22 protein-coding genes are annotated in these 23,172 nt (G+C 66.1%); 15 read left to right on the forward strand and 7 right to left on the reverse strand.

Annotated elements, in window-relative coordinates:
- The first annotated feature begins 1 nt into the window (after position 1).
- The 7 genes from QXZ94_RS17915 to QXZ94_RS17945 all read left to right on the forward strand — a co-directional run bounded on the left by QXZ94_RS17915 (position 2) and on the right by QXZ94_RS17945 (position 6,523).
- Positions 2–1,594, forward strand: a complete 1,593-nt coding sequence (locus tag QXZ94_RS17915) for an amidase family protein (protein ID WP_315721519.1) — start codon at positions 2–4, stop codon at positions 1,592–1,594.
- A gap of 261 nt (positions 1,595–1,855) precedes the next feature.
- Positions 1,856–2,623 (forward strand): molybdate ABC transporter substrate-binding protein, encoded by a 768-nt coding sequence (gene modA / locus QXZ94_RS17920; RefSeq protein WP_172181551.1) that lies wholly within the window; start codon positions 1,856–1,858, stop codon positions 2,621–2,623.
- 26 nt (positions 2,624–2,649) lie between these two features.
- Positions 2,650–3,339 carry a molybdate ABC transporter permease subunit gene (gene modB / locus QXZ94_RS17925; RefSeq protein ID WP_315721520.1) on the forward strand — a complete coding sequence of 230 codons (690 nt, stop codon included), beginning with the start codon at positions 2,650–2,652 and terminating at the stop codon, positions 3,337–3,339.
- Positions 3,336–4,430: a molybdenum ABC transporter ATP-binding protein gene (gene modC, locus QXZ94_RS17930; RefSeq protein ID WP_315721521.1), complete on the forward strand. Its 1,095-nt coding sequence runs from the start codon at positions 3,336–3,338 to the stop codon at positions 4,428–4,430. The genes modB and modC overlap by 4 nt, the downstream gene beginning before the upstream one ends.
- Before the next feature lie 207 nt (positions 4,431–4,637).
- Positions 4,638–5,501 (forward strand): xanthine dehydrogenase, encoded by an 864-nt coding sequence (locus QXZ94_RS17935; protein WP_315721522.1) that lies wholly within the window; start codon positions 4,638–4,640, stop codon positions 5,499–5,501.
- Between the two features lie 11 nt (positions 5,502–5,512).
- The gene (locus QXZ94_RS17940) at positions 5,513–6,064 is read left to right on the forward strand and encodes a DUF2478 domain-containing protein (protein ID WP_315721523.1); all 552 of its coding nucleotides are present in this window, start codon (positions 5,513–5,515) and stop codon (positions 6,062–6,064) included.
- 36 nt (positions 6,065–6,100) lie between these two features.
- Entirely contained in the window at positions 6,101–6,523 is a 423-nt protein-coding gene (locus tag QXZ94_RS17945) for a winged helix-turn-helix domain-containing protein (protein WP_172133463.1), read from the forward strand.
- Here the strand turns inward: QXZ94_RS17945 and QXZ94_RS17950 are convergent.
- Entirely contained in the window at positions 6,432–6,911 is a 480-nt protein-coding gene (locus QXZ94_RS17950; protein WP_315721524.1) for a TOBE domain-containing protein, read from the reverse strand. The two genes, QXZ94_RS17945 and QXZ94_RS17950, sit on opposite strands and share 92 nt — an antisense overlap.
- A gap of 19 nt (positions 6,912–6,930) precedes the next feature.
- Positions 6,931–8,178: a phosphoglycerate dehydrogenase gene (serA, locus tag QXZ94_RS17955; protein WP_315721525.1), complete on the reverse strand. Its 1,248-nt coding sequence runs from the start codon at positions 8,176–8,178 to the stop codon at positions 6,931–6,933.
- A 289-nt stretch (positions 8,179–8,467) separates the two neighbouring features.
- On the opposite strand from serA, the gene QXZ94_RS17960 reads away from it, so the two are divergent.
- Positions 8,468–11,122 carry a flavin-containing monooxygenase gene (locus QXZ94_RS17960; protein WP_315721526.1) on the forward strand — a complete coding sequence of 885 codons (2,655 nt, stop codon included), beginning with the start codon at positions 8,468–8,470 and terminating at the stop codon, positions 11,120–11,122.
- A 104-nt stretch (positions 11,123–11,226) separates the two neighbouring features.
- Here QXZ94_RS17960 and QXZ94_RS17965 read toward each other — a convergent pair whose 3' ends face one another.
- Together QXZ94_RS17965 and QXZ94_RS17970 are read right to left on the reverse strand one after the other, a co-directional pair.
- On the reverse strand, positions 11,227–11,865 hold the full coding sequence (locus tag QXZ94_RS17965; RefSeq protein ID WP_315721527.1) for a 2-dehydro-3-deoxy-6-phosphogalactonate aldolase: 639 nt from the start codon (positions 11,863–11,865) through the stop codon (positions 11,227–11,229).
- Positions 11,865–12,797, reverse strand: coding sequence for a 2-dehydro-3-deoxygalactonokinase (locus tag QXZ94_RS17970; protein ID WP_315721528.1), 933 nt, complete (start codon positions 12,795–12,797; stop codon positions 11,865–11,867). The genes QXZ94_RS17965 and QXZ94_RS17970 overlap by 1 nt, the downstream gene beginning before the upstream one ends.
- Before the next feature lie 136 nt (positions 12,798–12,933).
- Between QXZ94_RS17970 and QXZ94_RS17975 the strand changes: the two genes are divergently transcribed.
- Positions 12,934–13,707: a DeoR/GlpR family DNA-binding transcription regulator gene (locus QXZ94_RS17975; protein ID WP_315721529.1), complete on the forward strand. Its 774-nt coding sequence runs from the start codon at positions 12,934–12,936 to the stop codon at positions 13,705–13,707.
- Positions 13,708–13,738: 31 nt separating this feature from the next.
- Positions 13,739–14,875 carry an MFS transporter gene (locus QXZ94_RS17980; RefSeq protein WP_315721530.1) on the forward strand — a complete coding sequence of 379 codons (1,137 nt, stop codon included), beginning with the start codon at positions 13,739–13,741 and terminating at the stop codon, positions 14,873–14,875.
- A gap of 168 nt (positions 14,876–15,043) precedes the next feature.
- Here QXZ94_RS17980 and QXZ94_RS17990 read toward each other — a convergent pair whose 3' ends face one another.
- Complete coding sequence (locus QXZ94_RS17990) at positions 15,044–16,006, reverse strand: cation diffusion facilitator family transporter (protein WP_315726350.1); 963 nt, start codon at positions 16,004–16,006, stop codon at positions 15,044–15,046.
- A gap of 122 nt (positions 16,007–16,128) precedes the next feature.
- Here QXZ94_RS17990 and QXZ94_RS17995 point away from each other — a divergent pair, with 122 nt between their 5' ends.
- Positions 16,129–16,647: a nucleoside deaminase gene (locus QXZ94_RS17995; RefSeq protein ID WP_315721531.1), complete on the forward strand. Its 519-nt coding sequence runs from the start codon at positions 16,129–16,131 to the stop codon at positions 16,645–16,647.
- 53 nt (positions 16,648–16,700) lie between these two features.
- On the opposite strand, the gene QXZ94_RS18000 is transcribed toward QXZ94_RS17995, so the two are convergent.
- Both QXZ94_RS18000 and QXZ94_RS18005 read right to left on the reverse strand, forming a co-directional pair.
- Complete coding sequence (locus tag QXZ94_RS18000; RefSeq protein ID WP_315721532.1) at positions 16,701–17,822, reverse strand: hypothetical protein; 1,122 nt, start codon at positions 17,820–17,822, stop codon at positions 16,701–16,703.
- A gap of 154 nt (positions 17,823–17,976) precedes the next feature.
- The gene (locus tag QXZ94_RS18005; RefSeq protein ID WP_315721533.1) at positions 17,977–18,282 is read right to left on the reverse strand and encodes a hypothetical protein; all 306 of its coding nucleotides are present in this window, start codon (positions 18,280–18,282) and stop codon (positions 17,977–17,979) included.
- Positions 18,283–18,386: 104 nt separating this feature from the next.
- On the opposite strand from QXZ94_RS18005, the gene QXZ94_RS18010 reads away from it, so the two are divergent.
- From QXZ94_RS18010 to QXZ94_RS18025, 4 genes are all read left to right on the forward strand, one after another.
- Positions 18,387–19,955, forward strand: a complete 1,569-nt coding sequence (locus QXZ94_RS18010; RefSeq protein ID WP_315726352.1) for an ABC transporter ATP-binding protein — start codon at positions 18,387–18,389, stop codon at positions 19,953–19,955.
- The gene (locus QXZ94_RS18015) at positions 19,939–21,030 is read left to right on the forward strand and encodes an ABC transporter permease (protein ID WP_315721534.1); all 1,092 of its coding nucleotides are present in this window, start codon (positions 19,939–19,941) and stop codon (positions 21,028–21,030) included. The genes QXZ94_RS18010 and QXZ94_RS18015 overlap by 17 nt, the downstream gene beginning before the upstream one ends.
- A complete protein-coding gene (locus QXZ94_RS18020) occupies positions 21,017–21,934 on the forward strand; it encodes an ABC transporter permease (RefSeq protein WP_315721535.1) in 918 nt (305 codons plus the stop codon). Before QXZ94_RS18015 ends, QXZ94_RS18020 begins: the two co-directional genes overlap by 14 nt.
- Positions 21,935–22,015: 81 nt before the next feature.
- Entirely contained in the window at positions 22,016–23,095 is a 1,080-nt protein-coding gene (locus QXZ94_RS18025) for a BMP family ABC transporter substrate-binding protein (protein ID WP_315721536.1), read from the forward strand.
- Positions 23,096–23,172: the final 77 nt, after the last annotated feature.

Raw genomic sequence — 23,172 nt, forward strand, 5'->3', positions numbered from 1 at the left:
CATGGCAAAGACAGCAAAGAAGCCGGCGGCGAAGACCGCCCGGCCGGCGCCGAAACGCGCGACCGCGCGCGCCGCGGCCAAGACGAAGCCTGCGGCCAAGGCCAAGACCACGACCAACACCACAACCGAGGCCAAGACATCACCCAAACCGCCGGCGAAGGCCGCCGCGCCGAAACCACGGCTGCCGAAGGGGCCGGTCTGGCAGTGGTCGGCGGTCGACACCGCCGCCGCGATCCGCTCCGGCGCCGTCTCCTCGGTCGAGGTGACCGAGGCGCACATCGCGCGGATGCACGAGGTCAACCCGAAGCTCAATGCGGTCGTCGTGGATCTGTCGGAAGACGCCCTGAAGGCTGCGCGTGCAGCCGACAAGGCGCGCGACAAGAGCGGCCTGCTGCACGGCGTGCCGGTCACGATCAAGGAGAACGTCGACTACGAGGGGCGGCCAAATCCGAACGGCGTTCCAGCGCAGATGGGCATCATTGCGCCCTCCGACGCGCCGATTGTGCGCAACCTCAAGACGGCCGGCGCGATCGTACTCGGCCTCACCAACACGCCGGAATTCTCGTTTCGCGGCTTCACCGACAATCCGCTGCATGGCCTGACGCTCAATCCGTGGGATCCAGAGATCACCTGCGGCGGCTCCTCGGGCGGCGCCGGAGCTGCTGTCGCCGCCGGCATCGGCACCATCGCGCATGGCAACGACATCGGCGGCTCGCTGCGCTGGCCGGCGCATTGCAACGGCGTGGTCACGATCAAGCCGACGCAGGGGCGTATCCCAGCCTATAATGAAAGCGCCGCGACCGAACGGCCGATGCTGGCGCATCTGATGTCGTCGCAGGGCCCGCTGGCGCGCAGCGTCGCCGACGTCAGGCTGGCGCTGGAGGTGATGAGCCAGCGCGATCCGCGCGATCCGTGGTGGGTGCCGGCCCCGCTCGAGGGCGAGAAGCCGAAGCGGCCGGTCAAGGTCGCGCTCGCCAAGATCCCTGATGACATGGACGTCGATCCGTCGGTGCAGGCCGCGCTCCGGCAGGCCGCGGATCATCTGGAGCGCGCCGGCTACCGGGTCAGCGAGGTCGAGGTCCCCGACATCTCCGGTGTCTGGCAGACCTGGTGCGACGTCATCACCACCGAGGTGGTGGTGATGCAGGAGGCCAAGATGCTGGCCGTCACCTCGGAGGACTTCCACAAGGCGTGGGGCGGGATGCGGGCCAAGGCCGAGATCCTCGACCTCGCAGGATGGATGAATGCGACGGCGCAACGCTCGACTCATATCCGGGCCTGGCAGATGTTCTTCGAGGACTATCCGGTGGTCCTGGCACCGACCACGGTGAAGCCGACGCCCGGTCCGCGCGACGACACCGTCAGCCCGGAGCGCGTGCGCGAGATCTTCTTCAACGAGATCCGCTTCATCTCGGCGATCAACGTGCTCGGTCTGCCCGGCGCGGTGGTGCCGGTCACGGTCGACAATGGCCAGCCGATCGGCGTGCAGCTGATCGCCGGCCGCTATCGCGAGGATCTCGCCCTCGATGCCGCTGCGGCAATCGAGAAGCGCGCGGGCATGCTGGTGCGGCAGCTCTGGGACCGGATGGCCTAGTCCTGCCAAGGGCCCGGGGATCGTGATCCCCGGGCCGGTCGTGTTTGCGACACGGCGCCCGCATCCATTGTCGAAACCCGAACATTGACGCGCATCGCGCCGGCACGAGGCAGCCCTCGTGTTGACGGGAACCGGCCGAGCTGTCTATTCTGATATATACGAATGGATATAGCATGGCATCGGATCCGCCCGGTGCGACGGAACGGGACTTGCAATTCACCGACACGACCCAGGTTCGGTGAATACAAAGGGACAATTGTGATGAGATCGATGCGCTTCGCTACCGCCGCCCTCTGCGCCGTCGTTGCCCTCTTGACCGGCGCGAACGCCTTTGCCGGCAGTGCCAACATCGCCGTCGCCGCCAATTTCACCGAGCCGGCAAAAGAGATCGCGGGCCTGTTCAAGGCCAAGACGGGCCACGAGCTGGTGCTGAGCTTCGGCTCGTCCGGGCAGTTCTACACCCAGATCAAGGAGAACGCGCCGTTCGCGATCCTGCTCTCCGCCGACGACGAACGGCCGAAGAAGCTTGTCGACGAGGGCCTCGGCGTCGCCGAGAGCCGCTTCACCTATGCGATCGGCAAGCTCGTGCTGTGGAGCAAGGACCCGAACGCGGTGAAAGGCGAGGAAACGCTGAAGGCGAACGCGTTCAACAAGCTGTCGATCGCCAATCCCACGGCCGCGCCCTATGGCGCCGCCGCGATCGAGACGCTGAAGGCGCTCAAGCTCTATGAGACGATCCAGCCCAAGATCGTCCAGGGCAACACGATCTCGCAGGCGTTCCAGTTCGTCGATACCGGCAATGCCGAGGTCGGCTTCGTCGCGCTGTCGCAGCTGATGCCGAATGCGGGCGGCTCGCGCTGGCTGGTGCCGCAGACCCTCTACAGCGAGATCCGTCAGGATGCCGTGCTGTTGAAGTCATCCGCCGGCAACGAGGCGGCGACCGCGTTCCTGACCTTTCTCAGGACTCCGGAAGCCCGTGCGGTCATCGAGAAGTTCGGCTATGCTCTGGATCCGAAATCCGGCAGCTGAGCCCTTCAATCGATGAACCTCCAGGAATGAACCTCCACGTCCCAGCCGACATCTGGCAACCGGTCAGTCTGACCCTCGAATTGGCAGCGATCACGACCGTCATTCTGATGATCGTGGGAACACCGATCGCGTGGTGGCTGGCGCGGTCGCAGGCGTGGTGGAAGGAGGCGGTCGCAGCGCTGGTGGCGATTCCGCTGGTGCTGCCGCCGACCGTGCTCGGCTTCTATCTGCTGGTCGCGCTCGGCCCGAGCGGTCCGGGCGGGGCGCTCGCTTCCTTGTGGGGCGCACGCACCCTGGCCTTCACTTTTCCGGGCCTCGTGATCGGCTCGGTGCTGTTCTCGATGCCGTTTGTCGTGCAGCCGATCCGCAACGCCTTCGAAGCGATGGGCGAGAAGCCCCTGGAAGCAGCCGCCACGCTGCGCGCCTCGCCATGGCGCGCGTTCTGGACGATCGCCGTGCCGCTGGCGAGCCCCGGCTTCCTCACCGGCGCGATCCTCGGCTTTGCCCACACCGTCGGCGAGTTCGGCGTCGTGCTGATGATCGGCGGCAACATTCCCGGCAGGACGAAAGTGCTGTCGGTCGCGATCTACGACTACGTCGAGACCTCGCAATGGACCGAAGCCTCGGTGCTGGCGCTCGGCATGGTCGTGTTCTCGTTCGGCGTCATTCTGACGATGATGCTGATCGAGAAGAAGATGACGCGACGCGCGTCATGAGCACCGTCAAGGTCGACTTCCACGGGACGCTCGGGCGCTTCGAGCTGAACGCGCGGTTCGAGGTGCCGGCGCGCGGCGTCACTGCGATCTTCGGCCCATCCGGCTGCGGCAAGACCGCCGTCATGCGCAGCATCGCCGGCCTCAACCGCCTGGACGGACGATGCTCGGTCGCCGGCGACGTCTGGCAGGACGAGAAGACCTTCCGCCCAGTGCACCAGCGCCCGATCGGCTACGTCTTTCAGGAAGCCAATCTGTTTCCGCATCTCTCCGTCCGTCGCAACCTGATGTACGGGCATCCCGGCCCGACCGGCCCCACCGCCATCGGCTTCGATGAGGTCGTGTCGCTGCTGGGCATTGCCAAGCTGCTGGAGCGCTCGCCGCGCCATCTGTCCGGCGGCGAGCGGCAGCGCGTGGCGATCGGCCGCGCTCTGCTCAGCCAGCCGAAGCTGCTGCTGATGGACGAGCCGCTGTCGGCGCTCGACCAGATGACCAAGGACGAGATCCTGCCCTATCTGGAGCGGCTCCACGCCGCGCTCGACCTGCCGATCCTCTACATCAGCCACGATATCGCCGAGGTCGAGCGGCTCGCCGATCAGCTGGTGCTGATGCGCAACGGCAGCGTCCTGGCTTCAGGCCCGCTGTCGGTGCTCCAAGCCGACCTGACACTGCCGCTCGCGCTCTCGCGCGATGCTGCGGTGAGTCTCGATGCCACCGTTCTGAAGCACGACGCCATCGACGGCATGGTGACGCTTGCGGTGCCGGGCGGGCATTTCGTGCTGCCGGCCGAGCCGCTTGCATCCGGAACGCGCCGCCGCCTGCGCGTGCTGGCCGATGACGTCAGCCTCGCCGTGGAAACGCCGAGCCGCAGCACCATCGTCAACGTGCTGCGCGCGAAGATCCTGGAAATCCGCAGCCAGTCGGACCACCGCGTCACCGCCCTGCTCGGCCTCGGCGAGGACGGCCAGGGCGCGCGGTTGCTGTCGCGGGTCACGCAACGCTCGTGGAACGAGCTCGGCCTGCGGGCGGGGCTTGCCGTCTACGCCCAGGTCAAGGGCGTCGCGCTGGTTCGGCGCGAAGAGCCCATCGCCTGATCGGCACACGCCGCCACCCTCAGCGCCATCGCGCCGTGTTGTATAAGCGACAATATAGCATTCAATGTTATATCCTAAACAATATAGCTAAGAAGCAGACGAGCCGATGCCCGTTTGCTTTTCCTCAATGCAATGAACAAGTTGATCGGCGCATGACGATCTGGCCCGCGGCTTGCTCATTCGATCTCGCAACACGAGGTCATCCGCATGAAAGCCGCCGCCGTCACCTGGCATCCGAACGCGCCCAAGCCGCTCGCGCTGGTGCTGGGCACCAACGAGATCGCCTCGGCGATCGCGGCAAAGCTCAGCCAGGTACGCTTCGCGCTCGTTCTCTGCCATGACGCCTTTCCGCCGGTGATCCGACGCGGAATGGCGTTTCACGACGTCCTCTACGGTGAGGCGTGCGACATCGACGGCGTGATCGGCTGCCGGGCCGAGGACATCGCGGACGTCGTGCGCATTCATCGCGAGCCCGACCAGGTCGCCGTCACCGGGATGCATCTCACCGACATCATCGCGTTCCGCTATCCCGCGGTCATCGTCGACGCGCGGATGCAGAAGCATCTGGCCACGCCGGATCTGCGCGGCGTCGCCGGCATCGCGGTCGGCATCGGGCCACGCTTTGCGGTCGGGCACAATTGCAACATCGCGATCGAGACGCATCCTTGCGAGACAGGCGCGATCGTGGCGCGCGGCACCACGCGCGACGCGGACGGGAAGGCGCGCGCGCTCGGCGGCGCCGGCCGCGAGCGCTTCGTCTATTCCGATCAGGACGCCGTCTGGCATACGCCGCTCGACATCGGCACCCGCGTCTACAAGGGACTGCAGCTCGGCTCGCTCGGCGGCGCGCCGGTGCTGGCGCCGCTCGATGGCGCACTGCGCGGCATCGCGCGCGACGGTCTGCGCGTGCCGGCCAACGTCAAGCTGCTGGAGATCGATCCACGCGGTCGCCACGCCGCCTGGACCGGCATGGACGAGCGCGGGCGGTCAATCGCCGCGAGCGTCGTGTCGGCTGTCCACGAGATCATGCAAACCGGTCGGAAGGCGGGCCGCGTCTCCGCCAATGTGTGAGGAGGACTGCCATGGATGTCGCTGAGGTCGGGACGCGTCAGATCGTGGCGCTGCAGGGCGCCGCGTCCAGTGTGATCCAGGATCTGCTCGACGAGCTTGCCAAGCGGCTCGCAGGCATGGGGCTGCGCGTCTCCGGCGTGATCGAGAGCAGCGTCGACAAGACGAGGCCGTGCAAGGCCATGATGCTGCGCAGCCTCGACGATGGCAGCGTGTTCTCGATCTCGCAGGATCTCGGCCCGGGATCGCAGGCCTGCCACCTCGATCCGGAAGGCCTCGTGCTCGCCTGCGCCGCGGTCGAGCAGTCGATCGCGCGCGGCACCGACGTCGTCATTCTCAGCAAGTTCGGCAAACAGGAAGCGGCGGGCAGCGGTCTCGCCGACGCATTCGGCGCGGCGATCTCCGCCGGGCTTCCGGTCATCACCGCGGTTTCGCCGGCGCTGATGAGTGAGTGGCAAAATTATACCGGCGGGTTGGCTGAGTACGTGCCAGCCGAAATCGCGCGGCGCGCCGCCTGGTTGACGGACTGGTCTTGTCGGGTCATGACATCGCGGGCATGCGTATGACATGATCAGAGTCATGTGACGCCAGATCGGACGGACATGAAGCGCGCAGCGCAGATCGAACTGACCATCACCTTCAGCAATGGCGGCAGCCTGTCGCCCGAGGATCTGCAGTTGATCGAGTTCATCCGCAAGGAGCGTTCGATCCTGGGCGCGGCGCGCGCAAGCGGCATCTCCTATCGCAAGTGCTGGCTGATGGTCGATGCGCTCAACCGCACCTTCGAAACGCCGGTGTTCGAGACTCATCCGGGACGGCGGGGCGGCGGGGCCGAGATCACGCCGTTCGGCGAGCGGCTGATCGCGCTGTATCGCTCGATGGAGCGACGCACCCGCACGGCCACCGCTGCGGCGCTCGCCGAGCTGCAGAAAGCTACGGATCCCCGCTATCAGAAGCGGGCCAGCGGCGCGGCCGAGGCAGCTCCGAAGGCCGAACCGCGCCGGGTCCGATCGCAACGCTCTTGATCATCGCCCAGGCCGACAAATCGGGCTCCAGCGCCAGCCGCTCGACGGACTCCAGCGTGACCAAGGCGTGCAGCCTCGTCGCACCGAGATCGAACGTCACGCGAACATAGGGCGGATCGAGCGGCAGGATCTCCTCGATCCGGCCGGGCAGCCGGTTGGTGATCGACACATCCATCGGCCGCGACAGCGCGATCGACACGTCGCGGGCCTCGATGGTCACGGAGACGCCGGCGTCGACAGCGGCATCGACCATCGGCACACGCAGCTCGCCGTCGGCGAAGAACAACGTCGACATGCCATATTGCGGATCATGCCGCAGCACCCGCGCCGGAACGGTGGTGCTGAGCACGACGGCTGAGTCCGGCGAGGATGTGGACTGAGCGCTCATCGGCGTCAGCTCTCCGCGCTCACGGCCGGTCGTGGTCGTACAGCACGCGCACCCGGATGGTGCCTTCCACCGCGCGCAGTTCCGACAGCAGCTCCTCGCCCTCGCCGCCGACCACGTCGGTCTCGAGCACGACGTAGCCGACCTCCGGATCAGTCTGCAGATATTGCGCGAGGATGTTGATGTTGTGCCGCGCCACCGCCTCGTTGACCTGGCGCAGCACGCCGGGAACGTTGCGGTGCACGTGGATGAAGCGCGTGCCGGTCGGGCGCGCCGGCAATTGCACCTGCGGAAAGTTGACCGCGCCGAAGGTCGAGCCAACGTCGGAATAATCGATCAACTTGCGCGCGACCTCCCCGCCGATGCGGTCCTGCGCCTCCTCGGTGGAGCCGCCGACATGCGGGGTCAGGATCACGTTGGGCAGGCCCTGCAGCGGCGACACGAACGGATCGGCATTCGACGCCGGCTCGACCGGAAACACGTCCACCGCAGCACCGGCGAGCTTGCCGTCACGCAGCGCGCTGGCCAGCGCGTCGATGTCGACCACCGTGCCGCGCGAATTGTTGATCAGATAAGCCCCGTCCTTCATATGACGGATCTGGCGCTCGCCGATCATGTTCGCCGTCGCCGGCGTCTCCGGCACGTGCAGCGAGACGACGTCGCTCATCGCCAGGAGCTCTTCGAGGCTCTCGACCGGCTCGGTGTTGCCATGCCGCAGCTTGTCGGTGAGATCGAAGAAGATCACCCGCATCCCCATGGTCTCGGCGAGGTTCGACAGCTGCGAGCCGATATTGCCATAGCCGACGATGCCGAGCGTCTTGCCGCGCACCTCGCGGCTGCCATTGGCGGACTTGTCCCAGCCGCCGGCATGCGCCGACACCGAGCGCGGGAAGATCCGCCGCATCAGCATCACGACCTCGGCGATGGTCAGCTCGGCGACGCTGCGCGTGTTCGAATAGGGCGCGTTGAAGACGGGAATGCCGAGCCGCCGCGCCGCGTCGAGATCGACCTGATTGGTGCCGACCGAGAAGCAGCCGACGGCCATCAGCCGGTCCGCCGCCTGCAGCACTTCCTCGGTCAAATGCGTCCGCGAGCGAATGCCGAGCATGTGCACGCCGGACAGCATCCGCCTCAGCTCCGCCGAGCCGAGCGCCTTGGGCAGCCGTTCGACCTCGGTATAGCCGTTGGCCTCGAACATGCGGACGGCCGAGTCGTTCACGCCCTCCAGGAGCAGAACACGGATCTTTTGCTTGGGCAGCGAGAGCGGCATGGGCCTGGCCTGAATCAATCGTGGGTGTGGCGTAGTGTAGCGGTTGTTACAGTCGCGATGCGTTGAAACTTGGTGAATGCGGCGCGGCAGGATCGCTTTCTGTCGCTTTCTCAGAGTCTTGTCCACTCCGCAGCGGCATTTTCAGCGGCAATGCAAAATCAGCGCCTGGCATACCGGATTCACCCGGCCTCTTGCGCCGCAACAACCGCAGATCGTTGTTTTGTGTGCTGACAAACCCCGCGAGCAGAGCTAGCCTTTCAGGCAATCACAAAATCATCGGGAGGTCAGCATGTCAGACGGAATGGTCGAGGCACGCGCGCAGGAGGCGACTCACGGCGAAGCCCAGACGGTCGACGTCGCCGTCGTCGGCGCCGGATTTGCGGGGTTGTATCTGCTGCATCGGCTGCGCAAGGCGGGCTTCTCGACCGTCGCGTTGGACTCGGCCAACGATGTCGGCGGCACCTGGTACTGGAACCGCTATCCTGGCGCGCGCTGCGACATCCAGACCGTCGACTACAGCTACACCTTCGATCCCGAGCTCGAGACCGCCTGGCAGTGGTCGGAGAAATACGCCACCCAGCCGGAGATCCTGCGCTATCTCGGCTTCGTGGCCGATCGCTATGATCTGCGTCGCGACATCCGCTTCGGCACCCGCGTCCTCGGCGCCTCCTGGGATGAGGCCAGGGAGCGCTGGCTGCTCACGACCGACAACGGCCCAGCGGTGTCCTGCCGCCATTACATCATGGCGACCGGTTGCCTGTCGCAGCCGAAGCCGCCGGAGATCGACGGCATCAACGACTTCAAGGGCGAGATCTACTTCACCAGCCGCTGGCCGCATGACGGCGTCGACCTCCGCGGCAAGCGCGTCGCGGTGATCGGCACCGGCTCGTCCGGCATCCAGTCGATCCCGATCATTGCCGAGCAGGCATCGCAGCTGACGGTGTTCCAGCGCACGCCGAACTTCGCGCTCCCCGCGCACAACGGCCCGCCGCCGGCGGATCGTGCCGCGCAGCTCGCACAGGATCGCGCCGGTCTGCGCGAGCAGGCGCGCTGGTCGATGGCCGGCGTGCCGATCCCACCAGCGACCGAATTCAGCTGGGCACTGAGCGAGGCCGAGCGCCGCGAGCGCTTCGAGAAGATGTGGGCCTCCGGCGATCTCGTCGGCATGCTGACCCAGCTGTGGGCCGACCAGGGCGTCGATGCCGACGGCAATGCGCTGCTCGCCGATCTCATCCGCGAGAAGATCCGCGAGATCGTCAAGGACCCCGAGACGGCCGAGGCGCTCACGCCCCATGATCATCCGTTCGGCGCCAAGCGTCCATGCCTGGATACCAACTACTACGCGACGTTCAACCGCCCGAACGTCACCCTGGTCAATCTGCGCAAAGAGCCGATCACGTCGATCACCGCCAACGGCATCAAGACCGACAAGCGCAGCTTCGACATCGACGTCATCGTGTTCGCGACCGGCTTCGATGCCATGACCGGCGCGATCCGCGCGGTGCATCCGATCAAGGGGCGCGGCGGCAAGTCGCTCGACGATAGTTGGGCGAATGGGCCGGAGACTTATCTCGGATTGACCGTCGCAGGCTTTCCCAATCTGTTCCTGATCACCGGTCCCGGCAGCCCGTCGGTGCTGTCGAACATGGCGGTGTCGATCGAGCAGCATGTCGACTTCGTGGTCGATCGCCTCGCGGAGATGCGCAACGCGGGCTTCACGACCATCGAGCCGACGGAGACCGCACAGGCAGGCTGGTCGCGTCACATGGCGGACTGCGCCACCGTGACGCTGCACCGGCTCGCCAACACCTGGTACACGGGCGCCAACGTGCCCGGCAAGCCGCAGGCGCTGATGCCGTATACGGGCGGCGTCGGTCCCTATCGCGGCATCTGCAACGAGATCGCCAGCCGCGGCATGCTCGGCTTCAGGCTGACCGGCCCGAACGGCGCGACCCAGTGCAACGACGGCGAGATCGTGAAGCTGCAGCCGGATGTCCGGCTGGTGCTGAACATGCTCACCGAGATGAACCTGCCGCCGATCGAATCGATGGGCGCGGCGGGCGCCCGCGAATTCGTGACGCAGTTCAATGCGGCAAGGCCGCCGGGACGCCCCGTCGGCGAGGTGAAGGACGGCACGCTGGAAGGCGCCGAGGGTCCCCTGCCCTATCGGCTATATCGTCCGGCCACGCCCGGCCCGCATCCGATCGTCGTGTATTTCCATGGCGGCGGCTGGGTGCTCGGCGACGAGCAGTCGGATGATCCGTTCTGCCGGGACATGTGCCGCCGCTCCAACATGATCTTCGTCAGCGTCGGCTATCGCCATGCGCCGGAGCATCGCTTTCCTGCTGCAGCCGAGGACGGCTACGCGGCGACGCGCTGGATCGCCGAGCATGCTGCGGAGCTCGGCGGCCGCGATGGCCCGGTGCTGGTCGCCGGCTGGAGCGCTGGCGGCAATATCGCCGCCGTCACCTGCCAGCTGGCGCGCGACCGCGGCGGTCCGGTCATCGGCGGCCAGCTGCTGGTGTGCCCCGTCACCGATTGCAGCTTCGATCGGCCGTCCTACACCGAGAATGCGGCAGGATACTTCCTGACACGCGGGCTGATGTACTGGTTCTGGGACATCTACTGCTCGCCGGCCGACCGCACCGATCCGCGCGTCTCGCCGCTGCGTGGCAAGCTGCAGGGTCTGCCGCCGGCCTACATCGTCACCTGCGAGTTCGATCCGCTGCGCGACGAGGGCGTCGCCTATGCAGAAGCGCTCGCGGCGGCTGGCGTGCCGGTCGGACAGCTCAAGGCCCGCGGCCACTTCCATTCGTCGCTCACGATGGTGGACGTCGTCATCACGGGCGTCGGCGGCCGCGTGCAGATGGCGGAGGCGCTACAGGCGTTCACGCAGTCAGGGGAAGAAAGCAGCGCGCCGGAGATCAACGCCGCGGCGAGCTGACCAGCGGCGGCCGCGGCCGATTGATCGATATCGGAACGGCCCGCAGATCTGCGGGCCGCGATGGTGAGATAGCGGCGGACGAACGCAGTTCGCGGCGGGCGCAGCTAATACAGGGCCATCGCCACGTCATAGGCGTTCACCGAGGCCCACGCGGTCTCGCGCACATCGCTCGCCGTCATGCCCGGCTTGTACAGGCTCGAGCCGAGGCCGAAGGCACGCACGCCGGCTGCCACGTAGGTCGCGAGGTTCTTGTCCGACACGCCGCCGACGGCGCCGACCACGACGCCCTTTGGCAGCACGGCCAGCTGTGCCGAAATTCCGGACGGGCCGAGCACGGATGCCGGGAAATATTTCAAGGCCGAGGCGCCGCAGCGCAACGCCAGGAACGCTTCGGTCGGCGTGAGCACGCCGGGCATGGTCACCATGTCATAGGCTTGCGCCGTCGCCAGCACTTCGGCATCGACGTTGGGGCTGACCATCAGGCGCCCGCCGGCCTCGGCGACGCGCACGCAATCCGGCGCATTGACGACGGTCCCGGCCCCGATCAGGCAATCATTGCCGAACCGGGCGGCCAGGCGCGAGATCGACACGAACGGGTCCGGCGAGTTGAGCGGAACCTCGATCATCTCGAAGCCGGCTTCGATCAGGACCTCGACGATCGCTTCGGCCTCTTCGGGTTTGATACCGCGCAGAATCGCAACGAGCGACCGCTTGACGGGCGGCCAGGCAACCGACTGTGTCATCAGAAACGCGCTCCCCAGATCTGCCGCGCCGCCTTGATCAGGCCGCGGCGCGATGCCTGCTCGGCATCGCATTCATCCACATTGAAGCCACTTGCGTTCAATGCGTCGCGATACAGATTGCCGAGACGGCCCGATCCGATCAACCGGACCGGACGATCCGCTCGGAAATGCGCGCAGGCATCGGCGATCTCGTGTCCGATCAAAAGACCCGACAACCGTGCGGCACCGTCGGCGCGTTGCTCGAAGCCGAGCAGTTGTGCTGCACGCAGCTGGAACAACGCGCTGGTCAGAGCGGTCGGCTGAGCCCGCGCCGTCGCCAAGGCTGCGCGGAATGGCGCACCTTCCTCGGCATTCGCTCCGCCAGGCTCGATGGCGTGCATCAGGATGCTGTGCTGCGAGATCACGGCGAACAGCTCGCCGGTCATGTAGGTGGCGAATCCGACCACGGCGCCGGACTCGATCCGGATCCATTTGCTGTGGGTACCGGGAATGCAGACTGTGCCGGAGAAGTCCGGCTCGGTGACGCCGAGCAACTGAGTCTCCTCGCCGCGCATGACGTCGGGCCGATCGGCACGCGCCTGAGCCAGTCCGGGCAGGATCCTGACATCGCCCTCCGTCTCGACGCGGATGGCACCGGCGTGGAGGGCGTCGAGCCGTGTCGGGGTGTGCAGATACGGCGCCTCGATCCAGCCCTGCCGTGCCCCAGCCATTCCGCAGATCAGCACGGGCAGTTCGGCCGGTGCACGGAGTTTGCCGAGATGATCATGCAGAACCGGCGCGAAGCCCGACGTCGCACAATGCAGCATGCCTTCGCTGCCGCGGGTCTCGGCAAGCTCCGTTCCGTCGGCGGCCATGAGCCAGGCGCGAAAGCTGGAAGTTCCCCAGTCGACGGCAACAAAGGCCGGCGTTGCTGACGAGGCGGCGGTGGTCACATCCTGCTCCCGGACAGTTCGATCCGCTCCGCAATGGCATGCCCGGCGGTCCGCGGAAACAATAAACTGATCGTGAAACTGACCATGCACGTTCATGCACGTTGTTTCTCTTGTTTATGCATGGTACGGAAGCCGCATGTCAGAGCTTCCACTGGCCCGCCGCGACCAAATCGCCGGCCGCCTCTCCGCAGGGCAGGCCGTCATCGCTGCGGCCCTCGCGACTGAATTCGGCGTCTCCGAGGATGCGATCCGGCGCGATCTGCGGGCGCTTGCCGCCGAAGGACGCTGCCGTCGGGTGTATGGCGGCGCATTGCCCATGGCCGGCGGCGTCGTGCCGATGGCGGCGCGGATCGGTCAAGATCGGGAGCGCAAGCTGGCGCTCGCCAGGACCGCAGCCCGCAGCATTGCGCGCGGGGAGTTTCTCTTTCTCGACAGCGGCAGCACCAATCTTGCGCTGGTCGAACGTCTGCCCGATGACTTCGATCTCACCATCGCCACCAACGGAATCGACATCGCGGCAGCCGTGCTGCACCGCCAGGATCTGCGTCTGATCGTGATCGGCGGCTCCGTTCACGCCGCAGTCGGCGGCTGCGTCGACACGGACGCCCTCATCCAAGTGCAGCGCTTCAACATCGACCGCTGCTTCATCGGCGCCTGTGCCGTCTCGGCGCAGGGCGGCATCAGCGCGGTCGATCCCACGGACGCGGCCTTCAAGCGGACGCTGCTGTCGTTGAGCCGCATCAGTGTCGCGATGGTCACGAACGAGAAGCTCGAAACACGCGCGCCTCATCGAATCGCCAGCGCCAAGTCGATCAGCCAGATCACCGTCGAACACGATGCGCCGGCGGCCCGGCTCGCTTTGCTCCGACGGGCAGGAGCCACCATCGCGACGGCTGCCCCGCCGGAATGACGGCGCTTTCAGAGTATCAGGAATTTCTCACATGACCTTCGACCATCGCGCGTCGCGGATTGCGACACGCCTCGCCTTCTTCGTCGCTGGCTTCGGCATTGCCTGCTGGGCGCCGCTGGTGCCGTTCGCCAAGCAACGGCTCGGCGTCGATGACGCGACGCTCGGGCTGCTGCTGCTCTCGCTCGGGGTCGGGTCGGTTGCTTCGATGCTCGCGGCCGGTCTTCTGAGCGCCCGCTATGGCAGTAAGCCGGTGGTGATCGTCAGCGGCCTCGCTCTCAGCATGCTGCTGCCCCCGCTGACGGTTGCGGCGACGCCGGTCACGCTCGCGCTCGCGCTGCTCGTCTTCGGTGCCGCGCTCGGCTCGCTCGATGTGGCCGTGAACATCCAGGCGATCGAGGTCGAGCGGCACAGCGAGCGACCGCTGATGTCCGGCTTCCACGCCCAGTTCAGCATCGGCGGCTTTGCGGGCTCCGGCGTGATGACCGCCCTGCTTGCGCTGGACGTCGCGCCGCTGCTCGGAACGCTGGTGTGCTGCGCGCTCGCTTTGGCTGCAATGATCGTCGCGGCCCCACGGCTGCTGGCGAGCAAGCCGCAGCAGTCCGGCGCAATGCTCGTGCTCCCGCATGGCGCGGTGCTGCTGCTCGCCGCCCTCGCGGCGATCATGTTCCTGGTCGAAGGCGCGATGCTCGATTGGAGCGCCCTGCTGCTGACCAGCTCCGGTCGCCTGCCCGCTGCTCAGGCCGGGCTGGGCTACATCATGTTCTCGATCGCAATGACCGCCGGCCGCCTGGTCGGCGATGCCGTCGTGGCGCGGATCGGCGATCGCACCACCTTGCTGTGGGGCAGCGCCATCGCGATCGCCGGCTTTGCGGTCCTGCTCGCCGTTCCCTCGATTCTCGCCGCCATGACCGGCTTCGCCCTCATCGGGCTCGGCGCCTCCAACCTCGTACCGGTGCTGTTCCGGAGAGCCGGCGCACAGACTGCGATGCCGGTCGGCCTGGCTGTCGCCGCCGTGACGACAGCCGGCTATTCCGGCGTGCTGCTCGGACCTGCCGGAATCGGCTTCGTCGCTGCCGCCACCAGCCTGCCGACCGCATTCTGGATCCTTGCCGCGCTGCTCGTCATCGTGCTGGCGAGCGCGCCCCTGGTGGCGAGGTCGCCGCGATAGGAACGAGCCGCCCGGTGTTCCTCGCCGATCTCCCGCATCGTCTACGTACTGATCGCGCTTTCGGCGATCTACCAGATCGGCATGCTGGTGCGGCTCTCCTCTGCACGAAGCGATGTCGTCTATCGCTGAGGCGCTTTGATGCCGCATCACCGGCGACGGACTGGAAGCCTAGGCAGGGGCCGCCCCACCCTGCAGCCGGCGTTCGCGGATTTGCTGATAGCGAGCGCCGGTCTGCGGCTTGACGAACAGTGTCACGATCATCGGATGGCGGGCGCGCAGCTCGGCCTCGATCGCAACGACCGCACGCTCGATGTCGTCAGCGCGCAGATCGTCGGCGAATTCGAGGCTCAGCGCGACCACGACCTGCTGCGGCGACAGTTGCACCGTGAGCAGGCCATTGGCGGCACGGACTCCGCTTGCTCGTCGCGCGATCTCGAGAACCGAACGGTCGAGCTCCGGGTCCGCAGGCTCGCCGATGAGGAGGCTCTTGCTCTCCCGCGCGAGCACCATCGAGGTCACCGCGAGCAGGAGCCCGATCAGGATCGAGCCGATGCCGTCCCACGACGGCTCGTCGAATGCGACCGCAGCTGAAGTGGCGGCAGCAGCGATCAGGATACCAATCAGCGCGGCAGTGTCCTCGAACACGACCATGAACGCCGGCGGATCCTTGCTGCGCCGGAACGCCTCGACATAACTGAGCTCCGGGGCGGCTGCGCGGAAGCGTCGGACCGCGACCCACCAGGAGCCGGCTTCGAACACGAATGACAGGCCGAGCACGATGTAGTTCACGGTCGGATCTTCGATGGGCAGCGGATGCATCAGATGCGCAACGCCTTCATAGAGCGACACGCCAGCGCCCAGCGCAAACAGCAGCAGCGCGACGATGAAGCTCCAGAAGTACAGCTCACGACCGTAACCCAGCGGATGCCGTCGGTCCGGCGGACGGGTCGCACGATGCATGCCGTAGAGGAGCAGAAGCTCATTGAAGGTGTCGACGACCGAGTGGATCGCCTCGCTCATCATCGCCGAACTTCCTGTCCAGAGCGCCGCGGCGATCTTGGTGCAGGCGACCAGCAGATTTCCGACGAGGGCGGCGTAGACGGCAATCCTGGAATCCGTGCTCGCCGCCATCGAACCCGCCATTTCTCTCTCCTCGATGCGCCGGGCAACGCCGGCTGAGCGTATCGGTTCCTTGCGGGGCAGACCCGAAGGGCTCAGAATTGCGAAAGAGCAAACGAGCAGTGGAGATCACGGTGAGCGGCACGAGCTCCTCAGAGGAGAGCAATGTCGTCGACCCGGATGCGCGTGACGCGCGTTTCCTGCGCCACAGCTTCTCGGTCGCGCTCCGCTCGCTGTCGCACGGCAATCATCCCTTTGGCGCCATCCTCGTCGGCGCCGATGGCCAAGTGCTGATCGAGGCCGAGAACGGCTACATGCCGACACGCGATGCCACGGCGCATGCAGAGCGATTGGTCGCGACGCAGGCCTGCACGACGATTGCTCCGGAGATCAGGGCGACGGCGACGCTGTATTCGTCGGCCGAACCATGTGCGATGTGCGCGGGTGCCATCTACTGGGCCGGCATCGGCCGCGTCGTCTACGGCCTCAGCGAAGGGCAGCTGCGCCGCTTCACCGGCAACCATCCGGAAAACCCGACCCTGGACCTGCCCTGCCGCAACGTCTTCGCCGGTGGCCAGCGCCCGACCGAGGTCATCGGTCCGCTACTGGAAGACGAGGCCGCCGCGTTGCATGTCGGCGTCTGGGATAGATGAAAAGCAATGGGCGCCGCAGCCGAAGCTGCAGCGCCCGTGCGACCGGTGCTCCCTTAGAACTTCACCGTCACGCCCGAATACAGCGAGGATTCGGTGCACGCCCCGGTGCTCACGCGGGTACCGCCGGCACCAGCCACGGAGCAGCCGACCGCGTTGTTGTGGTCCAGGCCGAATTTGTTCTGCCAGTAGCGATAGGCCACCCAGACGTCGATGATGTGGCTGTGCTTCTCCCCCCACATCGCCTTCGACGCATCGAAGGTCAGACGGATCGGCTCGGAGTTGAATTCGATCTTGGTCGGATAGACGCCGTTCGCGACGCTAGCCGGGAGCGGCTCGGTGTCGGTGCCCTTCTTGCCGTACCAGCCGGCACGGCCCGAGATCGAGAAGAACTGCATGCTCTCCGGCAGGAAGCCGAGATCCATGTAGTAGTTGGTCTCGACCGCCCAGGTCGGCTTGAACGAGGTGTTGCCATCGGCGATGCAAGGGTTCGACCATCCGGCACCGCACTGCGAGAACGAGTTGTGGTTGGCGAACTCCCAGTACATCAACGGAGCGACGTTGAAATAGCCCTTGTAGGGCAGGTTGAACGCGAATTGCAGACCGGCGACCACGTCACGCTTGGCAGCGCCGAAATAGCGGTTCTCGGTGTTGGCATCCATGCCCACCTCGAACGAGATGTTCTGTAGCGGGCCCATGGTAAAGGCCTTGGTGTTGAAGATCTGGTTCCAGCCGAAGGTCGAGCGGAACAGACCATAGATCTCGGTCGCACCGGCGCAGCTCGCCGGCGTGAACGCGAAGCCGGCGTTGGGCGAGACGATGCCGCCCGTCTGCGTGCACGGCCCGGCCGGGTCGTTGTGGTCAGACTTGAACAGCGAGATGGTGAAGAAGTTGGTGCCGTAGCCCCACACGTCGAAATGGGTGAACGAGTAGACCTGCTTGGCCGTGTTCGGGTCGAAGCCGCCGTTGGGCTTCACGCTCCACGCGCCCGGCTGAACCGCGTTGAAGATGTAGGAGTAGCTGACGCGATTGTCGACGACGAGGAAGAACGGCACCTCGGCCGGAGCCTTCTTCGCGATCGCCTTGGCAGGCAGATCAGCCGCGCCGGCGGAGCCGACCGACGTAAGCGCTGCCGCGCCGAGTGCGATGGCAGCCGCGATGGTTTTGTAGAACGACATCTCAATCACCCCCAATTAACAAGCGCCGATTCCCCGACTTGCATGCACAGTTGCGCCGTTGCCTCGGGGCGAGAAGCCTCAACTTTCTCCAGGCCTTGCTCGCGGTTTGATCAAGGTTCGGCCGCATTGCCCGAGCTGCGGTGGCGCAGCAGTCTCAAAACATGGGACGATTGGCCGCGGGCGGCACCGGCGCAGCAGGCGATCTTGCCGCTTCACATTGCTGAAGTTTTTCCGAACGCCGGATTGCGATCTCGAGCGTGTTTCGCGAGCACGCGAGCCGCGAGAACACCATCCCGGGCGAGGATGACATGACGCTGCTCATCCAACGGGCATGCTGCTGCGGCCTGAGAATTTCCGGCGGACTGTCGCAGAACTGCCACATGTGAGTGGAGATCAGGAAATTGCAGCACAACCGTTCTGCAACCGGGATCGCACGGCAATCCTCGGCGACGCGGGACATTTCGCTGAGCAAGCGTTGAGCACAGATTGGCGCTTTTCGCCTCTTACGCGCCGCCACGAATTAGCTCACAATTAAGGCAGTTCCATTCCTTGCCCATGACCCCGATGCCTGACCCCGCGCCGGCCGATCCGAACACCACGCATCCGCTCCTGCAGACGATCGGATTGACCAAGCGCTATGGCGACTTCCTCGCCAACGACAAGATCGACCTCGAGGTCGTCCCCCGCGAGATTCACGCGCTGCTGGGCGAGAACGGCGCCGGCAAGTCGACTCTGGTCAAGACCATCTACGGGCTGGTGCAACCGAGCGCGGGTGAGCTGCGCTGGCAGGGCGCGCCCATCAGACTGTCCGGCCCCGCGGAGGCGCGATCCCTGGGCATTGGCATGGTGTTCCAGCATTTCTCGCTGTTCGACAACCTCACTGTGGCTGAGAATGTCGCTCTTGGGCTCGACGGCAAGGAGCCTTTGAAGGCCATCACCTCCCGGCTCGCCGACGTTGCGCGCGATTACGGCCTGCCGCTCGATCCGAAGCGCGAGGTCTGGCAATTGTCCGTCGGCGAGCGGCAGCGCATCGAAATCGTGCGCGCCCTGATGCAGAACCCGAAATTCCTTATTCTCGACGAGCCCACAGCGGTACTCACGCCGCAGGAGGCCGACCAGCTGTTCGTGGTGCTCGAGCGCCTGAAGGCCGAAGGCCGGGCCATCCTCTACATCAGCCACAAGCTCGACGAGGTGAAGCGGCTGTGCGACACCGCCACCATCCTGCGTGGTGGCAAGAAGGTCGCGACCTGCAATCCGAAGTGCGAGACGGCAGCCTCGCTGGCCCGCATGATGGTCGGTACGGAGATCAAGGAGGTGATTCCCCCGGCCGAGCGGCGCACGACGGTGCCGCGGCTGGTCGTCAACGATCTCACACTTGCGCCGGCCGAGCTGCACGGTGTCCGCCTGCAGAATATCTCCTTCGAGCTGAAGGGCGGCGAGATTCTCGGCATTGCCGGCGTCGCGGGCAACGGCCAGGACGAGCTCTTCGCCGCCCTGTCCGGCGAACGCCTCGTCAAGGAGCCCGGCACGATCATCCTCGACGGCCTGGCCTGCGGCAACCGCTCGATCACGGAGCGCCGCAAGATGGGCGCAGCCTTCGTGCCGGAGGAGCGGCTCGGGCACGGCACCGCGCCGCGCATGCGATTGTCCGAGAATGCCTTGCTGACAGGGCACGCCGCCAGCGACATGGTCCGGCACGGCTTCATCGATGCAGCGGCGACCCTGCGCACGGTCGACCTGACAACCGAGACGTTCGACGTTCGCAAGGCCAAGCGCGACCCCGAGGCCGCGAGCCTGTCCGGCGGCAATCTGCAGAAATTCGTCGTCGGACGCGAGATCCTGCGCAAGCCCGCGGTCCTCATCGTCAACCAGCCGACCTGGGGCGTCGACGCCGGCGCCGCCGCGATCATTCGCCAGGCTCTGATCGATCTCGCCAGCGCGGGAGCCGCGGTGCTCGTCACCAGCCAGGACCTTGACGAACTGGTCGAGATTTCCGACCGGATCGCGGTGATGTTTCATGGGCATCTGTCAGAGCCACTGCCGCGCGCGCACGCCACGCGCGAAAGACTGGGTCTGCTGATGGGCGGCGCCAATCTCGATCGGAAGGAGGCTTCGCATGCAGCTGGTGCTTGAGAAACGCGCCGAGCGTTCGCACACCATCGCGCTGGTCTCGCCATTGATCGCGATCGGGTTGACGCTGGTCACCATGAGCATTCTGTTCGCCATCCTGGGCAAGAACCCGATCACCGCGCTCGGCGTCTATTTCATCGCGCCGCTGACCGACGGCTACTCCCTGCAGGAGATCGCGGTGAAGGCGACGCCGCTGGTGATGATCGCGATCGGCCTGTCGCTGTGCTACCTCGCCAATGCCTGGAACATCGGGGCCGAGGGCCAGTTCCTGATGGGCGCGGTCGCCGGCAGCTGGATCGCGGTGAACACGCAGGGCACCGATGCCGGGCACTGGGTGCTGCCGGCGATGCTGGTCGCGGGAGCCGTTGCCGGCGCGCTCTACGCGCTGATCCCGGCGCTGTGCCGCGTGAAGTTCGGCGCCAGCGAGATCCTCACCAGCCTGATGCTGGTCTATGTCGCAGACCTCCTGCTCGACTATCTCGTGCGCGGGCCGTGGCGTGATCCGGCCGGCTTCAACTTCCCGACCACGGCGGAATTCGATCCGGTCGCGACCGTGCCGGTCCTGATCGAAGGCGGGCGCCTTCATCTCGGCAGCATCATTGCGCTCGTCGTCGTCGCCGGTGCCTTCGTTCTGCTCGACCGGACCATCAAGGGTTTCGAGATACGCGTCGTCGGTGTCGCGCCGCGGGCCGCACGTTTCGGTGGATTCAACGCCAACCAGCTTGTCCTGCTGACTTTCGCGGTGTCGGGCGCGCTGGCGGGACTTGCCGGCATCATAGAGGTCGCGGGTCCCATCGGCCATCTGCAACCGGGCATCTCGCCGGGCTACGGCTTCACCGCAATCATCGTGGCATTCCTGGGCCGGCTCAATCCGGTTGGAATATTAATTGCAGGTCTTTTCCTTGCACTGACCTTCATTGGGGGTGAGCAGGCCCAGATCACGATGAAGATTCCGCTCGATGTCACCAAGGTCTTTCAGGGCATCCTGCTGTTCTACGTGCTCGCCTGCGACTCCCTCATCCTCTATCGTTTCAAGCTCGTCTTCGCCTCGCGGCAGGTGCAAAGTGGTGCTGGTTGAAGCAATCATCCTGTCGGTGCTCGCGGCATCGACGCCGCTGCTGCTCGCAGCCACCGGTGAGCTGGTCACCGAGCGCGCGGGCGTGCTCAACCTCGGCGTCGAGGGCATGATGATCGTCGGCGCCGCTTGCGGCTTCGCAGGCGCCTGGATGTCGGGCTCGATCATCGTCGGTGCGCTTTGCGGCATCCTCGCCGGCATGCTGATGTCGCTGATCTTCGCCTTCATGACGCTCGGACTTGCCGTCAATCAGGTCGCGACCGGCCTCGCGCTGACGATTCTCGGCATCGGCCTGTCCGGCCTGATCGGCGCCCGCTTCGTCGGCGAACGCATCACCACGGCACCGAAACTCTCCGTTCCCGGTCTCAGCGACATCCCGCTGGTCGGCCGCATCCTGTTCGGCGAGGATGCCTTCGTCTATCTGTCGCTGGCCCTGATCATTGCCGTCTGGTGGTTTCTCTACCGCACCCGCGCCGGCCTCGTGCTGCGCGCCTGCGGCGACAACCACGTCTCCGCGCACGCACTCGGCTATCCCGTGCTGCGCATCCGCCTGCTGGCCGTGCTGTTCGGAGGCGGCTGCGCCGGGCTCGCCGGCGCCTATCTGCCGCTGGCCTATACGCCGTTCTTCATTCCCGGCATGACCGCAGGCCGCGGCTGGATCGCGCTGGCGCTGGTCGTGTTCGCATCGTGGCGACCGGGCCGTCTCGTGATCGGCGCCTATCTGTTCGGCGCGGTGACGATCCTGCAGCTGCATGCGCAAGGTGCGGGCGTCGGCATCCCCTCGCAGGTCATGTCGGCGCTGCCTTACCTTGCGACCGTCATCGTGCTGGTGCTGCTGTCGCGCGCCCGCACCGGCGGCTCGACCGCACCCGCGGCCTTGGGCACCGTGTTCGTACCGGACCGCTGAAGCCATCATCCCAATCGCCTGCGATGGGGCGCGGCGCTCGGGACCACCCGGTTTTCCCCTCACTGTTTGGAGATACTGACGATGATGAAAAGGCTTCTGGGGGCTGCCGCCGCACTGGTGCTGGCGGGCGGCATCGCCGGCGTGGCGCACGCAGCAGACAAGCTGAAGGTCGGCTTCATCTATCTCGGCCCGATCGGCGATCTCGGCTGGACCTATCAGCACGAGCTCGGTCGCCAGGCGCTGGTCAAGGAGCTCGGTGACAAGATCGAGACCACCTATCTGGAGAACGTGCCGGAGGGCCCGGACTCCGAGCGCGCCATCGAGCAGCTGGTCCGCGCCGGCAACAAGCTGATCTTCACGACCTCGTTCGGCTACATGGACCCGACCCTGAAGGTCGCCAAGAAGTATCCGAACGTGCATTTCGAGCACGCCACCGGCTACAAGCGCGACAAGAACGTGTCGACCTATTCGGGCCGCTGGTACCAGGGCCGCTACATCCAGGGCCAGATCGCGGCCAAGATGTCGAAGGCCGGCGTGCTCGGCTATATCGGCTCGTTCCCGATCCCCGAGGTCGTTTCCGGCATCAACGCCACCATGCTCGGCGCGCAGTCGATCAATCCGAACATCAAGGTCAAGATCATCTGGGTCAACACCTGGTTCGACCCGGGCAAGGAAGCCGACGCCGCCAAGGCGCTGCTCGACCAGGGTGCCGACATCATCATGCAGCACACCGACAGTCCGGCGGCGATGCAGGTCGCGGCCGAGCGCGGCAAGCTCGCCTTCGGACAGGATTCCGAGATGATCAAGTTCGGCCCCAAGGCGCAGCTGACCTCGATCCTCGATACCTGGGGTCCCTATTACATCGCCCGCGTCAAGGCCGAGCTCGACGGCACCTGGAAGTCCGAGGACACCTGGGGCGGCCTCGACTCCAAGATGTTCGAGATGGCGCCCTACACCAACATGCCCGACGACGTGAAGAAGATGGCCGAGGAGACGCAGGCCGCGATCACCTCCGGCAAGCTGCATCCGTTCAAGTGCCCGATCGTGGCGCAGGACGGCAAGGAGGTCGAGTGCAAGGGCGGCGACCATCTCGCCGACGGCCAGATCCTCGGCATGAACTTCTACGTCAAGGGCGTCGACGACAAGCTGCCGGGCAAGTAGGCGCCCGGTCCCGTTCTGACCTCTCTCTCCGCGCCAGCGGGGAGAGAGCAGTCGCGATCGATGCTCAGTAAGCTCCG

It is taken from the genome of Bradyrhizobium sp. SZCCHNS2022 (assembly GCF_032377575.1).
In the GTDB taxonomy this organism is placed as follows: Bacteria; Pseudomonadota; Alphaproteobacteria; order Rhizobiales; family Xanthobacteraceae; genus Bradyrhizobium; species Bradyrhizobium aeschynomenes.

Excerpts from the sequence above, each read along its gene's own strand:
- QXZ94_RS17915 (WP_315721519.1), top strand. The coding sequence starts at position 2 with ATGGCAAAGACAGCAAAGAAGCCGGCGGCGAAGACCGCCCGGCCGGCG.
- modA (WP_172181551.1), top strand. The coding sequence starts at position 1,856 with ATGAGATCGATGCGCTTCGCTACCGCCGCCCTCTGCGCCGTCGTTGCC.
- modB (WP_315721520.1), top strand. The coding sequence starts at position 2,650 with ATGAACCTCCACGTCCCAGCCGACATCTGGCAACCGGTCAGTCTGACC.
- modC (WP_315721521.1), top strand. The coding sequence starts at position 3,336 with ATGAGCACCGTCAAGGTCGACTTCCACGGGACGCTCGGGCGCTTCGAG.
- QXZ94_RS17935 (WP_315721522.1), top strand. The coding sequence starts at position 4,638 with ATGAAAGCCGCCGCCGTCACCTGGCATCCGAACGCGCCCAAGCCGCTC.
- QXZ94_RS17940 (WP_315721523.1), top strand. The coding sequence starts at position 5,513 with ATGGATGTCGCTGAGGTCGGGACGCGTCAGATCGTGGCGCTGCAGGGC.
- QXZ94_RS17945 (WP_172133463.1), top strand. The coding sequence starts at position 6,101 with ATGAAGCGCGCAGCGCAGATCGAACTGACCATCACCTTCAGCAATGGC.
- QXZ94_RS17950 (WP_315721524.1), bottom strand. The coding sequence starts at position 6,911 with ATGAGCGCTCAGTCCACATCCTCGCCGGACTCAGCCGTCGTGCTCAGC.
- serA (WP_315721525.1), bottom strand. The coding sequence starts at position 8,178 with ATGCCGCTCTCGCTGCCCAAGCAAAAGATCCGTGTTCTGCTCCTGGAG.
- QXZ94_RS17960 (WP_315721526.1), top strand. The coding sequence starts at position 8,468 with ATGTCAGACGGAATGGTCGAGGCACGCGCGCAGGAGGCGACTCACGGC.
- QXZ94_RS17965 (WP_315721527.1), bottom strand. The coding sequence starts at position 11,865 with ATGACACAGTCGGTTGCCTGGCCGCCCGTCAAGCGGTCGCTCGTTGCG.
- QXZ94_RS17975 (WP_315721529.1), top strand. The coding sequence starts at position 12,934 with ATGTCAGAGCTTCCACTGGCCCGCCGCGACCAAATCGCCGGCCGCCTC.
- QXZ94_RS17980 (WP_315721530.1), top strand. The coding sequence starts at position 13,739 with ATGACCTTCGACCATCGCGCGTCGCGGATTGCGACACGCCTCGCCTTC.
- QXZ94_RS17990 (WP_315726350.1), bottom strand. The coding sequence starts at position 16,006 with ATGGCGGCGAGCACGGATTCCAGGATTGCCGTCTACGCCGCCCTCGTC.
- QXZ94_RS18000 (WP_315721532.1), bottom strand. The coding sequence starts at position 17,822 with ATGTCGTTCTACAAAACCATCGCGGCTGCCATCGCACTCGGCGCGGCA.
- QXZ94_RS18005 (WP_315721533.1), bottom strand. The coding sequence starts at position 18,282 with ATGTCCCGCGTCGCCGAGGATTGCCGTGCGATCCCGGTTGCAGAACGG.
- QXZ94_RS18010 (WP_315726352.1), top strand. The coding sequence starts at position 18,387 with ATGCCTGACCCCGCGCCGGCCGATCCGAACACCACGCATCCGCTCCTG.
- QXZ94_RS18015 (WP_315721534.1), top strand. The coding sequence starts at position 19,939 with ATGCAGCTGGTGCTTGAGAAACGCGCCGAGCGTTCGCACACCATCGCG.
- QXZ94_RS18025 (WP_315721536.1), top strand. The coding sequence starts at position 22,016 with ATGATGAAAAGGCTTCTGGGGGCTGCCGCCGCACTGGTGCTGGCGGGC.